At 39.7% G+C, this 13,096-nt stretch carries 14 protein-coding genes; 9 read left to right on the forward strand and 5 right to left on the reverse strand.

Features of this window, described 5'->3' with window-relative positions; genetic code table 11:
- The first annotated feature begins 1 nt into the window (after position 1).
- Both ACQKEV_RS14955 and arsC read left to right on the forward strand, forming a co-directional pair.
- Positions 2 to 1,297, forward strand: coding sequence for an arsenic transporter (locus tag ACQKEV_RS14955; protein WP_427447238.1), 1,296 nt, complete (start codon positions 2 to 4; stop codon positions 1,295 to 1,297).
- Positions 1,298 to 1,313: 16 nt separating this feature from the next.
- Entirely contained in the window at positions 1,314 to 1,733 is a 420-nt protein-coding gene (arsC, locus tag ACQKEV_RS14960; RefSeq protein WP_427447236.1) for an arsenate reductase (thioredoxin), read from the forward strand.
- A 44-nt stretch (positions 1,734 to 1,777) separates the two neighbouring features.
- Here arsC and ACQKEV_RS14965 read toward each other — a convergent pair whose 3' ends face one another.
- The gene (locus tag ACQKEV_RS14965) at positions 1,778 to 2,578 is read right to left on the reverse strand and encodes an N-acetyltransferase family protein (RefSeq protein WP_427447233.1); all 801 of its coding nucleotides are present in this window, start codon (positions 2,576 to 2,578) and stop codon (positions 1,778 to 1,780) included.
- Between the two features lie 199 nt (positions 2,579 to 2,777).
- Between ACQKEV_RS14965 and ACQKEV_RS14970 the strand changes: the two genes are divergently transcribed.
- Together ACQKEV_RS14970 and ACQKEV_RS14975 are read left to right on the forward strand one after the other, a co-directional pair.
- A complete protein-coding gene (locus ACQKEV_RS14970) occupies positions 2,778 to 3,569 on the forward strand; it encodes a GNAT family N-acetyltransferase (RefSeq protein WP_427447232.1) in 792 nt (263 codons plus the stop codon).
- 79 nt (positions 3,570 to 3,648) lie between these two features.
- Positions 3,649 to 4,449: an alpha/beta fold hydrolase gene (locus tag ACQKEV_RS14975; RefSeq protein WP_427447231.1), complete on the forward strand. Its 801-nt coding sequence runs from the start codon at positions 3,649 to 3,651 to the stop codon at positions 4,447 to 4,449.
- A 14-nt stretch (positions 4,450 to 4,463) separates the two neighbouring features.
- Here the strand turns inward: ACQKEV_RS14975 and hmpA are convergent, their stop codons facing one another.
- A complete protein-coding gene (hmpA, locus tag ACQKEV_RS14980; protein ID WP_427447230.1) occupies positions 4,464 to 5,648 on the reverse strand; it encodes an NO-inducible flavohemoprotein in 1,185 nt (394 codons plus the stop codon).
- Positions 5,649 to 5,803: 155 nt separating this feature from the next.
- Between hmpA and ACQKEV_RS14985 the strand changes: the two genes are divergently transcribed.
- Positions 5,804 to 6,241 carry an Rrf2 family transcriptional regulator gene (locus tag ACQKEV_RS14985; protein ID WP_427447229.1) on the forward strand — a complete coding sequence of 146 codons (438 nt, stop codon included), beginning with the start codon at positions 5,804 to 5,806 and terminating at the stop codon, positions 6,239 to 6,241.
- Positions 6,242 to 6,288: 47 nt separating this feature from the next.
- Positions 6,289 to 7,218, forward strand: coding sequence for a manganese-dependent inorganic pyrophosphatase (locus ACQKEV_RS14990; RefSeq protein ID WP_427447228.1), 930 nt, complete (start codon positions 6,289 to 6,291; stop codon positions 7,216 to 7,218).
- 169 nt (positions 7,219 to 7,387) lie between these two features.
- Here the strand turns inward: ACQKEV_RS14990 and ACQKEV_RS14995 are convergent, their stop codons facing one another.
- Positions 7,388 to 8,176, reverse strand: coding sequence for an AAA family ATPase (locus ACQKEV_RS14995; protein ID WP_427447226.1), 789 nt, complete (start codon positions 8,174 to 8,176; stop codon positions 7,388 to 7,390).
- Between the two features lie 125 nt (positions 8,177 to 8,301).
- On the opposite strand from ACQKEV_RS14995, the gene ACQKEV_RS15000 reads away from it, so the two are divergent.
- Both ACQKEV_RS15000 and ACQKEV_RS15005 read left to right on the forward strand, forming a co-directional pair.
- Positions 8,302 to 9,009 carry a DsbA family oxidoreductase gene (locus tag ACQKEV_RS15000; protein WP_427447223.1) on the forward strand — a complete coding sequence of 236 codons (708 nt, stop codon included), beginning with the start codon at positions 8,302 to 8,304 and terminating at the stop codon, positions 9,007 to 9,009.
- A 120-nt stretch (positions 9,010 to 9,129) separates the two neighbouring features.
- Entirely contained in the window at positions 9,130 to 9,765 is a 636-nt protein-coding gene (locus tag ACQKEV_RS15005; RefSeq protein WP_427447221.1) for an FMN-dependent NADH-azoreductase, read from the forward strand.
- Positions 9,766 to 9,806: 41 nt separating this feature from the next.
- On the opposite strand, the gene ACQKEV_RS15010 is transcribed toward ACQKEV_RS15005, so the two are convergent.
- A complete protein-coding gene (locus tag ACQKEV_RS15010) occupies positions 9,807 to 10,169 on the reverse strand; it encodes a DUF2500 domain-containing protein (RefSeq protein WP_427447218.1) in 363 nt (120 codons plus the stop codon).
- Positions 10,170 to 10,241: 72 nt separating this feature from the next.
- Here ACQKEV_RS15010 and ACQKEV_RS15015 point away from each other — a divergent pair, with 72 nt between their 5' ends.
- A complete protein-coding gene (locus tag ACQKEV_RS15015; protein ID WP_427447216.1) occupies positions 10,242 to 11,252 on the forward strand; it encodes a S66 family peptidase in 1,011 nt (336 codons plus the stop codon).
- Between the two features lie 45 nt (positions 11,253 to 11,297).
- Here the strand turns inward: ACQKEV_RS15015 and ACQKEV_RS15020 are convergent, their stop codons facing one another.
- The gene (locus ACQKEV_RS15020; protein ID WP_427447215.1) at positions 11,298 to 13,022 is read right to left on the reverse strand and encodes an ABC transporter ATP-binding protein; all 1,725 of its coding nucleotides are present in this window, start codon (positions 13,020 to 13,022) and stop codon (positions 11,298 to 11,300) included.
- Positions 13,023 to 13,096: the final 74 nt, after the last annotated feature.

Here is a 13,096-nt window from a genome sequence, read left to right on the forward strand (position 1 = left end):
AGTGGATTTATGGTTAGCAAGTATTGTTTTTATTGTGACGTTAATATTTGTCATCTGGCAGCCGAAAGGATTATCAATCGGTTGGTCGGCAATGGCGGGAGCAGCAATCGCACTTCTTGTTGGTGTCGTTAACTTTCAAGATGTGATTGATGTAACCGGTATTGTATGGAATGCAACATTGACGTTCATTGCGTTAATTATCATTTCATTGATCTTGGACGAAATTGGTTTCTTCGAATGGGCGGCACTTCATATGGCCAGTTTTGCAAAAGGAAGCGGTATTCGTATGTTTTTGCTCGTAACGCTTCTAGGTGCAGCTGTAGCAGCTCTATTTGCAAATGATGGTGCAGCTTTGATTCTTACACCGATTGTACTGGCGATGGTGCGTGCTCTAGATTTTAAAGAAAAAATGATTTTACCGTTCATTATGGCTTCTGGATTTATCGCCGATACGACTTCACTGCCATTTGTCATTAGCAACTTAGTCAATATCGTATCAGCTGATTTCTTTGGCATCGGATTTATCGAATATGCTTCAAGAATGTTTGTGCCGAACTTATTCAGTGTGGCGGCGAGTATGCTTGTATTGTATTTATTCTTCGGCAAATCAATTCCAAAACACTTTGATGAAAAAATGTTGAAAGAACCAAAAGAAGCATTAAAAGATATTCGGATGTTCCATGTTTCATGGTATGTACTCGGCGTTTTACTGATTGGTTATTTCTTAAGTGAATCATTAAATATACCTGTCTCCGTAATTGCAGCTGCAGTGGCAATGATTTTCTTATTCATTGCTCGCAAAAGCAAGGCAGTACACACTCGAAATGTTATCAAAGGAGCTCCTTGGGCGATTGTTTTCTTTTCGATTGGGATGTACGTGGTAGTCTACGGTCTGAGAAATGTGGGGCTGACTTCTGTATTAACCTCTTTAATTGAATGGACAGCAAGCCACGGCTTATATGCGGCCACGATTGGGATGGGCTTCATAGCAGCAATCCTATCTTCTATCATGAACAATATGCCGACGGTTATGATTGATGCACTTGCCATTGCGGATACGAATACATCAGGCGTAATGAGAGAAGCACTGATTTATGCAAATGTCATAGGGTCTGATTTAGGTCCAAAAATGACACCGATTGGTTCCCTTGCCACATTATTATGGTTGCATGTCTTAAGTCAAAAAGGCGTGAAGATTTCATGGGGCTATTATTTTAAAGTAGGGGTAATTTTAACCGTACCTACACTTTTCATTACTTTAACAGGTCTATATTTATGGTTAACAATAATTCACTAGAAAAGGAATGATTATTATGGAAAAGAAAATATTTTACTTTTTATGTACGGGTAATTCATGCCGTTCACAAATGGCAGAAGCTTTTGGCCACAAGTACTTAAGCGACAAGTATGAAGTTTATTCTGCTGGTATTGAAGCACATGGTCTTAATCCGAATGCTATTAAAGCAATGGATGAAATAGGCATCGACATTCGCAATCAAACGTCAGATGTTATCGACTCAGAGCTTTTAAATAAAGCGGACTTCGTCGTTACGCTATGTGGTGATGCCAATGACAAATGCCCAATGACTCCATCTCATGTGACACGCTGGCATTGGGGCTTTGATGATCCTGCACGCGCAGAAGGAACGGAAGAAGAAAAGTGGGCAGTGTTCCAACGCGTTCGTGATGAAATTGGGGAAAGAATCGAAGAATTTTCAAAAACAGGAAAATAACAAAAAAGACATCGTGGGATTAAAATCCTCCACGATGTCTCTTTTTATATAATTTTCCCCATATAAAACTCATTTACATACTTTCCATCAATGACAAGGGAATTATGGCGAGTACCTTCAATGCTATAACCCATTTTTTTATAAAGCGCTAGGGCGGGTTCATTCTTTTCAACGACTGTCAATTCCAGTCGGGAGATCCCGACTTCATGTGCCCAGGTCTCCACTTTTTTCATTAAAGAGGTTCCGACGTTTTGACCGTAATATGCTTGTCGTACTCCAATTACGAGCGAAGCTCGGTGATCAGCCCGGGGAGCGGGACCAGCTGTCATGGCAATAAATCCAGCAAATTCTCCATTTAGAATGCCGACAAACATACCAGACTTCTCGGATTTTTTCCACTCGCCAATGCGTTTACGGATGGATTGAACAGTCATTTTTCTTTCATCCTTACCAAATAACATAAAATCCGATTCTGCATATATATCCTGGTGAAGACGGATGATTGACCGTGCATCATCCAAGTCTACAGGTCTTATAATTAAGATATTTTCCGGTTTGTCTGCAGAAGAAAGATCGCAATCTATGGTTTCCGTTATCTTAACAAAAGTGACGGATCTACCTAACTCAATCTCTTTTACTGTATAATCTGAGTCAATCCAAGCTAAGAAATGAGATGCAGGAGGTTTCGTTTTTTTCCACCAGCTACTATTTAAATAAGCTGCGTTTGGTAACTGTTGTCCAACTATATTCTCAATCGCTGTATATGTAAGTGTGACTTCATTTTGTGCAGCTTCTGCAAAAAAAGTTGCTAGTGGAATATACTTTTTCTCCAATTTCTTTACCATAATTGACCTCTTTTCTGTATCAAAAGAAATGTATATAAATTAGTATAATAATATCACTTATAGTGTATGTAATCACTACTATATCACTAAATTAAGAAAATATTAGGTATTAAATGTAAAAAAATATAAAAAAATTAAAAAAATCATTTAAAATCTAAAATAACAAAGGAACTAAAGTCCTAAGAAATGAGGAGCAAATATGATAAGAAAACTAATTGAAGCAGATCGTCAAATAACAATGAGTTTTGTGGGGCAAAAGCCTGCGGAAAATGTGTTTATTATTGGAGATATTGAAGGGCATGGATTTCATTCAAGTATCCAGACACTTTGGGGTGACTTTAATGAAAAAGGGGATTTAAGAGGCGTTTTATTAAAATACGATAAAAACTTTATTGTGTATGCACCGGCTGATTACGATGCAAAAGGATTTGCCAATATCATTAATAAAGATGCGTCTTTCAGCTATCTATCGGGCATTGAAGAAATGGTAAATCAATTAGCCCCTTACATAAAAGCTCAACCTAAAAAACCAAGAGTTCTCTTTTATGCAAAATGTGAGACGGTGGAATACCTACCAGCAATTCCAGAGGATATCCACTTGGAACAAGCTCAAGCGGATGATGCCGGAGCTCTCATTGCACAAATGAAAGCAATTCCGGAATTTTCGGAAGGTAATTATAGCGTTGAGAACAAACGGGAATCACTGGAAAAAGGCCTGGCTCGAGCCTATCTAATTAAAGAAAATGGAATCATCGTAAGTTCAGCTTCAAGCACCGCTGAAAATAGTCAATCTGCCATGATTGTAGGAGTTGGAACTTTACCTGAACATCAGAAAAAAGGGCTTGCTACACACTGCATGTCCAAGCTTTGCCGAGAATTACTTGAAGAAAACAAAATGTTGTGTCTGTTTTATGACAACCCTGCTGCAGGTGCAATCTATAAGCGAATCGGCTTCGTCGATATAGGGAAATGGTGTATGTGGACTTATTAAAATTCACGAATCTATTGAACCGAAGAAGTATACGATGGTTTAATAGAGGAAAGAGATTGCCAGAGGAGTTTGAAATTTAATGCTTCACAATAAAACTTACATCGTTTCTCCTGAAGCCCCGTGGGTAACATTTGTTCACGGCGCAGGAGGAAGTTCTTCCATATGGTATAAACAAATACGCGAATTCAGAAAAGCGCACAATGTATTATTAATCGATCTTAGAGGCCACGGTAAATCAGCCCGCGGTCGTTGGAAAAAAGGCGATTCGTTTTCACATATTGCTGACGAAGTAAAACATGTGCTAGATGAATTGAAAATAAAAGAGACACATGTGATTGGCATGTCACTTGGAACAATCGTGGCCCAAACAATGGCTGAACGTTTTCCAGAAAGAATCTCTTCTCTGATTTTAGGAGGAGCTGTCATTCGTCTTGATATCCGAACAAAGCTTTTATTATGGACTGGTCGTGTAACGAAGCGATTTATTCCATATATGTTATTGTATAAATTGTTTGCTTGGATCATCATGCCAAAGAAGAGACATGAAGAATCCCGTCTAGTTTTCGTCAACCAAGCGAAGAAAATGTGTCAAAAAGAGTTTATCAAATGGTTTTCATTAACCAAGTTGATCAATCCTTATTTAACGAGGCTTCAAATGAAGACGAATGCCATTCCAACATTGTTTTTAATGGGGGAAGAAGATTACTTGTTTATGCCGCCAGTTGAAGAATTGGTGAGACGTAATGAGGAATTTAAACTGATTAAAATTAAAGATTCTGGTCATGTCTGCAATATCGATCAACCTGAGAGGTTTAATGAACTGTCAATTAATTTCATATCTGCTATACAAACAAACAAAGCTATCACCGCAATCGGGTGATAGCTTTTGTTGTATTATGCGTGAACTGGTTCCAGAGAAACAGCCGGTCCGAAAAATTCGAAATGTACGTCTTCCTCAGAGAATCCTAGTTCATATAGGTTATTAATAATCGCTTTCATGAACGGGACTGGTCCACATACGTAAATATCACTATTGGCAAGAACATTTTCTGCTAAGAATTCTTTCGTGATGAGGTGATTCTTATCAGAATATTGTGCGGCATACGTTGTATCTTCCATGTTAGACAGCAACGAGCGAACTTCTTTGTCGAAAGCATGTAGTGTAGCATTTCGTGCTCCGTGCAGGAAAGAGACCGGACGGCTAGGGTTTGTTCTAGAGATTGTCTCCAACATGCTCATCATTGGAGTAATACCAACTCCACCACTAATTAAAGTGACAGGTCGTGAACTATCAACGTTTAGATAGAAATCTCCGGCCGGTGCACTTACTTCAATTTGGTCTCCGACTTTAAGCGTGTTGTGCAGGTAGCAAGACACTTTCCCATTTGGATTCATTTCGCTTTCCTTTTTGACAGAAATACGGAATGTTTCTTTCCCTGGTGATTGTGACAGACTGTATTGACGGTTGAACATGTGTGTTTCACCAGGAATCGATAAACGTACCGAAATATATTGACCGGGTTGGTACGAAGGAATGGAAGTACCGTCAGCCGGTTTTAAATAGAATGAAGTAATAACTTCGCTTTCTTTCACTTTATCAACAATGACAAAATCTTTGAACTCATTCCAGCCGTTAGATTGTGTAGAAGCTTCTGCATACATGTCATTTTCAACTTGAATGAATACATCTGCAATAACTCCGTAAGCTTCTCCCCAGGCATTAATGATTTCGTCAGTAGCTGCATCACCCAATACTTCTTTAATTGCGCCTAATAGATGTGCTCCTACAATCGGATAGTGTTCCGCTTTTACACCTAGTGAACGGTGTTTATGTGCAATTTGTTTGACTGCTGGAAGCAGGACACCTAGGTTATCGATATGTTGCGCAGCTGCATAAACGGTATTGGCAAGCGCAGTTTGTTGGCGGCCTTGTTTTTGATTGGCATGATTGAATATATTAAGCAACTCTGGATGTGCAGTGAATAAATTTTTGTAAAAAACGGTTGTAATAGTTGCTCCGTGCTCAGCTAGAACTGGGACAGTTGATTTTACGATGGCGATTGTTTGAGAAGATAACATGTTTGTTTCCTACCCTTCATCATTTGATACTTTCACCATACGCCTGCCAATAATTTAAAGCAATATATAAAATACATCTTTAATGATTCGGACACATTTCTTTCACGGAAAAGACATAATGGCTATAATGATGAAGGAGAAAGAACGGTGAAATTATGCGAATGACAATGTATACCGATTTTTCCCTCCGTGTGTTGATGTATGTGGGGGCGAAAGAACAATCGGAGCTATCGACGATACAGGAAATTTCAACTGCTTATGGAATATCAAAAAACCATTTAATGAAAGTCACATATGAGTTAGGCAAACATGGTTATATAGAAACTATACGTGGACGAGGGGGCGGAATTCGTCTTGCATTTCCTCCTGCATCCATCAATATTGGAGAAGTCGTTAGAAAAACAGAAGACGATTTTTATTTGGTTGAATGCTTCAACTGTGCGTCGAACCGATGTGTAATCACACCAGTCTGCAAATTACGCAGAGTATTGCATGAAGCGCTGGTTGCCTACTTGGCTGTTCTTGATACTTACACATTGCAAGATTTGCTTAGTAATAAAGACGAGCTAGGAGCCATTTTGTTTACGAAATAGGTATGATAAAATAAAAAACGTGAAGTTTGAATTATTGGAGGATACACATGGAAAAAGTATATGTACTAGGACATAAAAACCCGGATACGGATTCAATTTGTTCAGCAATTGTTTATGCACATTTAAAGCGTGAGTTAGGCATGGATGCTGTAGCGGTTCGTTTAGGCGATGTACAGAATGAAACAGCATTTGCTTTAGACAAATTCGGCTTTGAAGCACCACTATTAATTGAAAAAGCATCTCCAGAAGTTAAACAAGTCATTTTAGTTGATCATAATGAAAAACAACAAAGCGTAGACGATATTGATGAGGTTCAAGTAATTGAAGTTATTGATCATCACCGTATTGCGAACTTTGAAACGGCAGACCCATTGTATTTCCGTGCGGAGCCAGTTGGCTGTACAGCAACGATTTTAAATAAACTATTTAAAGAAAATGGTGTGGAGATTCCACCAAACATCGCGGGAATGATGCTTTCTGCAATCATCTCGGATTCATTGCTCTTTAAATCACCTACTTGCACAGTGCAAGATATCGCAGCAGCAAAAGAACTTGAAGTACTTGCAGGCGTAAATGCACAAGAGTACGGTTTGGCGATGTTGAAAGCTGGGGCAGATTTAAGCGATAAAACACTTGAGGACTTACTGACACTTGATGCTAAAGAATTCGGTATGGGTGAATATAAAGTGGAAATCGCACAAGTAAATGCAGTTGATATTAATGATGTGATGAGTCGTCAAGCAGAATTGGAAGATTTGATTTACCGCAAGATTGCTGAAAAAGAACTTAACTTGTTCTTCTTCGTTGTCACGGACATTTTAAACAACGATTCAGTTGCGTTGGCTTTAGGTAGTCAAGCAGAGAAAGCAGAAAAAGCTTTCGGTGTTCCTTTCGTCAACAATGTCGCGCTTTTAAAAGGCGTTGTATCCCGTAAGAAACAAGTTGTTCCTGTATTAACCGAAGCGTTAAGTGAATAAGAAAAACGTAAAAGCCGGTTCTCATATTGAGATCCGGCTTTATTTGGTGTGTGGAAAGGTGAGCGGGTGCTCAGTCTGACTTTTTTGCAATGACGTCGGAAAAATGGCTGTTGACGTCTGAAAAATGAGGCTCCACGTCTGAAAAATTGGTCCCGACGTCTGAAACTTATTAGGGTTCCAGGAGATGGCGTAAATAGCGATTCGGTTCTTTCAGGAAATCTGCTGTTAAACGAACATGCTCCACTTCATCAAAAGTAGTGGGTGTTAGTTCATTTTCGTTAATTTCGAGTAGGGTTGCCCCTGGATAGGCCATAACAATAGGGGAATGAGTCGAAATCAGAAATTGTGCACCATCTTTAACCATGTCATGTAGTAAAGCGAGAAATGTAAGTTGCTTATTTGGCGACAGGGGGGCTTCAGGCTCATCCAAAATGTAAAAGCCATTTGGTTTAAATCTTGCCTGAAACAAATCAAAAAAACTTTCTCCGTGCGATCTTTTATCTAAGCCCTTCCCGTATAAGTGGCGCAGCTCAGAATACGTACGGGCGTATGGCAATACTTCAAGGCTATATGGGTTTCGTTTTTTAATTTCCTCCATCGTAATTCGTGCTTCTTCCCGCATATTGGCGAGTTCTCTTGTATAAGTAATGAAATCAGAAGCGCGGAAGAAAAAACCATTGCGTGTCTTTACGGACCATATCAATTTGAGTTCATCTGCCAGTTCGTAGGCGTGGGAAAATGACTTATCTTGCTCCATATATTCGCCACTGATCAGGATACTGTCACTTGCAGCGGCGATCCCTTCAAGTAACGTTGTTTTACCTGAGCCGTTATCACCCGCAAGAATGGTAACGGGATGATTGAACTTGAGGGATTCAAATGCTTCGATAAGAGGCAGATCGAATGGGTATTGATTCTTAGCAGTACGACCTTTTCGAACAATTTCCCGTAAAATCATAGTCACAACACTCCTTTAGGTACACTTTAGCATAGACAGTAAAAGAATCGCACGATAAGTGAGAACAGAGCAGGAAAATTGCAGACTGTAATCGAACGGACTACAATAACTTTGAGGTGAGTGGAATGAAAATTGAAGTATGGTCGGACTATGTATGTCCATTTTGTTATATAGGGAAACGTCGGTTGGAAGATGCAATTGCCACGACTGGGTTAGCTCAAAATGTCGATGTTGAATTCAAAGCATATGAACTGGATCCGAATTCACCAGCGATTTCAGACAAATCGACGTATGAAATGCTTGCGGAGAAGTATCAGACGACTCCTGAAGCGGCGAAACAAATGACTGTTTCAGTTAAACAACAGGCACAAACAGTAGGTTTGGAGTACGATTTTGATCGCATTAAACCAGCTAATACGTTTGATGCTCACCGTTTGGCGAAATGGGCAGAGGCACAAGGGAAACCAGCTGAAGTGAGTGAACGATTACTTAAAGCATACTTTATTGAAGCACAGGAAATTGGACGTCATGAAGTACTATTAAATTTAGTTGAAGAAATCGGACTCGACCGAACGGAAGCTGCTGAAATATTATCTTCGAATGCTTTCGAGGCTGAAGTGAAGCATGATATTCAAGAAGGTATGTCTCTTGGTGTTCAAGGTGTACCATTTTTCGTCATCAACCGAAAGTATGCGATCTCTGGAGCTCAACCAGCCGAAGCATTTGCTGAAGCGTTAAGAAAAGTAGCAGAAGAAGAAGGTATTTCTACCAAGCTTCAAACACTTGGACAAGACAATGCGGGCATTTGCAAAGACGATAATTGTGAAATTTAAATAACGGAGAGCAGAGTCTTTGACTTATTAACTGCTCTCCATTATTATTGCAATATATCTCGAATTAAAGATAAATAATTTTAAGATATATAATTTTCTAATAAAAAGGAGTTTTCACATATGAATGTATTAGTCGTAAAAGCAAATAACCGTCCTTCTTCAGAAGGCGTTTCAAGTAAAATGCACGATATATTTTTAAATGAATTGACGAATGCAACAGAATTAAATATCAACACATTTGATGTATTTAAGGAAGATATGCCTTATTTTGGTCAAGACTTCTTTGATGCAATGGCGAAATCGGCACAAGCAGAACCGTTGAACGATATTGAGCAACGCATATTGACGGCTGCAAACAAAGCAATGGATGCTTTCTTGGAAGCGGATGTTGTCGTATTTGCATTCCCACTATGGAACAAAACCATTCCGGCACCTTTACAAACGTTCATTGATTACATTTACCGTGCTGGTGTTACATTCAGCTACAATGAAAATGGACCAGTTGGGCTCGTTCCAGATAAAAAAGTAATCATCTTAAATGCACGTGGTGGAGTCTATTCAACTCCAGAAATGGCACCTTCTGAAATGAGTGTCAACTATGTCCGCATGATCATGAACTTCTTCGGAATTACAAATATTGAAGAAGTTATTATTGAAGGACACAACCAATATCCAGACCGTGCAGAGCAAATTATTGCAGATGGAATGGCTGAAGTGAAAGCTCTGGCATCACGTCTAGCAACAGTAACAGTATAAAATGTAAAAAGGATTGGACCATTGTGTTCCAATCCTTTTTATTATTTTCTTTCAAATCCTTTAAACCTGGACCCCTGAAACGTAAGCATACCCAAGTCTTCTTCCGCAAGTAATCCAAATTCTGATCCATCCACACCCAATTCCATCCGATCGCCACTTTGAACTTGGAATGTTACATAATACCATGTGCTAGCTGAGGAATCTCCGTGACCGCCAGAAGTTTGAGTGCGTTTCGTCACTACTTCAGCCGGTACTGTCAATACAGGTGATTGATTATTTTTCGACCACTGCGAAATGCCCTTGATTGCTACAAAAATAAAAGTCCCGATTACTAAGGTGAAAATGAGTATAAAAAATGCAAAGAAAATTCCTGTACCAATTCCTGAAAACATAAATGAATCCATTTTTTCAACCCCCTAGTAAATGATACGCACTACGAGTAAAATAGTTTCAATATTGAAAAGAGGGTGACAACGATGATTCGCTATTCAAAAGGACTCGTACAAGGACAAACAATTGGATTAACTGCGCCTTCCTCTGGAGTGGATCCCCAATTACACCATCTAGTGCACGAGAGTCAGAAACAATTTGAGAAACGTGGCTATAACATTGTAATCGGGGAAACTGTCTGGACGCAGCATAAAGCTGCATCCGCAACAAAGGTCAAACGGGCGAATGAACTGAATGCAATGCTTCAAAACAGCGAAATACATGCGATTATTCCCCCATGGGGAGGAGAAATCCTTCAAGAGATTTTACCGCTTCTCGAGTGGGAAAAAGCACAGCCGAAATGGATTCTGGGCTATTCCGATACCAGCACTTTATTGTTCGCTTTAACGCTTAAAACGGGTATTGCAACCGCGCACGGTACAAACTTCGTTGATTTGAGAAGTGATGACTGGGATCCAACGACAAGTAAATTCATGGAAGTCATCATGGCCGAAGAAGGGTCATCTATTCATCAAGTTTCTTCTGTTCAATATCAATCCGAATGGACGCATGACAGACATCCAGAGCCATACGTTTTTAACTTGGATACAGAGACGAAGTGGGAAACAGTCAATAAATTGCCGACGGAAATAAAAGGACGACTTCTAGGGGGTTGCATGGATACCATTCGTCATTTAATCGGCACACCGTTCGGAGACGTGAAAGCTTTCCAGGAAACCTATTTAATGAATGAACCAATTGTCTGGTATCTCGAGAATTGCGAAATGTCCGCAACCGATTTCCACCGTACATTGTTGCAAATGCAGCAAGCTGGATGGTTCGAACATGCATCCGGAATTGTATTCGGCCGCACGGAAGCGGGTGGGTTTAGTACGCTAGATGCAATGGAAAGACTGGCAGAAACAACGAATCTACCTATTATCTATAACGCGGATATAGGTCATGTACCGCCACAGATGACTTTCGTAAATGGAGCATATGCAACAATAAAAGTATTAGGTGACAAAGGCGAAATGACCATGACTTTGAAGAAATAACAAAAAGCAGTTCTTCTCTGAATGAAATAGAGAAGAACTGCTTTTTTATGACAACCCTTGTCCCAAAGCAAATTCCTTGTAAAGTTTATGCGATTCAAAAAGTACACTGTGAGTACCTGTGCCTGTAATTTGCCCGCCTTCGAGTACGATGATTTGATCTGCATGAAGAACGGTTGCAAGACGGTGGGCTATGATCAAGGTTGTTCTGCCCTCCATCAACAATTGCAATGCTTCTTGTACTAAAATTTCTGAACCGCTATCCAAATTTGAAGTGGCTTCATCAAGAAGTAGAATTTGTGGATTATATAATAATGCACGTGCAATCGCTATCCGCTGGCGCTGTCCCCCTGATAACTTCATGCCTCGTTCACCAACCAATGTCTCAAAACCTTGAGGAAGCTTTTCAATAAACTCCCAAGCATTCGCTGCGATGGCTGCTTCTTTAATTTGTTCAAGTGAAGGTCTTACTTCCAAACCATAAGCCATGTTTTCCAGTATGGAACCGCTCATTAATGGACTTTCCTGTGATACATAGCCAATCCGTCCACGCCAGTCTCCTAGAGGCAAATCCTTAATTGCAGTTTGACCGATAAATATCGCTCCGCTATCCGGTTCATAAAAACGTTCCAACAATGAGAAAATGGTTGTTTTTCCACCGCCACTTGGACCAACGAATGCCGTAACCGTACCTGGTATTGCTTCGAAAGAAACGTTTGTTAAAATCTGTTTCTCTTCTGAGTAAGAAAAATCAATCTGATCAAAGCGAAGTGATTCTTTATTAATTTGAGGAGACCCTGAAATGGTTTCATGGTTCAATTCCAACATTCCTTGAATTCGTTCCGTCGCGCCGACTGCTTTTTGGTACGCAGTAAAAAAGGAAGCCATCTGGGCAAACGGCACAACAATTTGAAACAAATAGAAGATAATAGCGACAAGTGAACCGGCAGATAAATTGCCATTCGAAACTTGCATACCGCCGTAACCTAAGATAACTACCAGAATACCCATCATAATTAATGTCATCACAGGAGAAATAATCGACTGTATTTTTGCTTCTTTTAAACCGAATTGAAACAGTTCTCCAACCGCTTGATCCCCTTTACCACTTTCTGTTTCTTCCGCTCGATAAGCTTTCACAAGCCGGATGTCTGAAAGTACCCGCCCAAGAAGTCCTGAAAACTTCGCCATTTCTTCCTGTGTGCCCTTCGCCACTTTGTGCATTTTACGCCCGAGAGGAATAATAATGGCCATCGATAATGGGACACTCACAAGCATAATCAAAGTCATTTTCCAATCAATGAAGAACAATAAGATAACGGAACCAATAACTGAAATGATTCCTGAAACAAATGTCACGAGGTGACCTGTTATGAGTTGTTTCAATGTAGATGTATCCTGTGTAATGCGGCTCATGGTTTCACCGGTTTCATGTGTATCAAAGTAGGGAATTGGCAGGCGCAAAACTTTACGCCAAAGCTTCTTCCGTAAATCGGCCACAATGGTTTCTCCGATAAAAGATAACAAGTAGTAAGAAACACCACCGGCAATCGCTTGCAAAATAAAGACGGCAAATAATAAAGAGATTAAACGCCAATCAAAAATAGCAGTTGTCAACGAGTCGACTAAATTTTTTGTGACTAAAGGAATAATTAATCCGGTAATTGTTTCGGCTAAAGCCAGAAAAACAGCAAAAATGGTTACACTTAAAGGCCAATTCAGAGAACGAATAAGTTGGAAAAATTGTTTGGATGATGTGTTATCAGTTTTCAAAGTAGCTGTCGTCCCTTCGAATCAGCAGTAAATAGTCAGTATTGCCCCGTTTTCATACTAAACTATCATACAAA

Source organism: Paenisporosarcina sp. NPDC076907 (assembly GCF_050269735.1).
Classification (GTDB): Bacteria; Bacillota; Bacilli; order Bacillales_A; family Planococcaceae; genus Paenisporosarcina.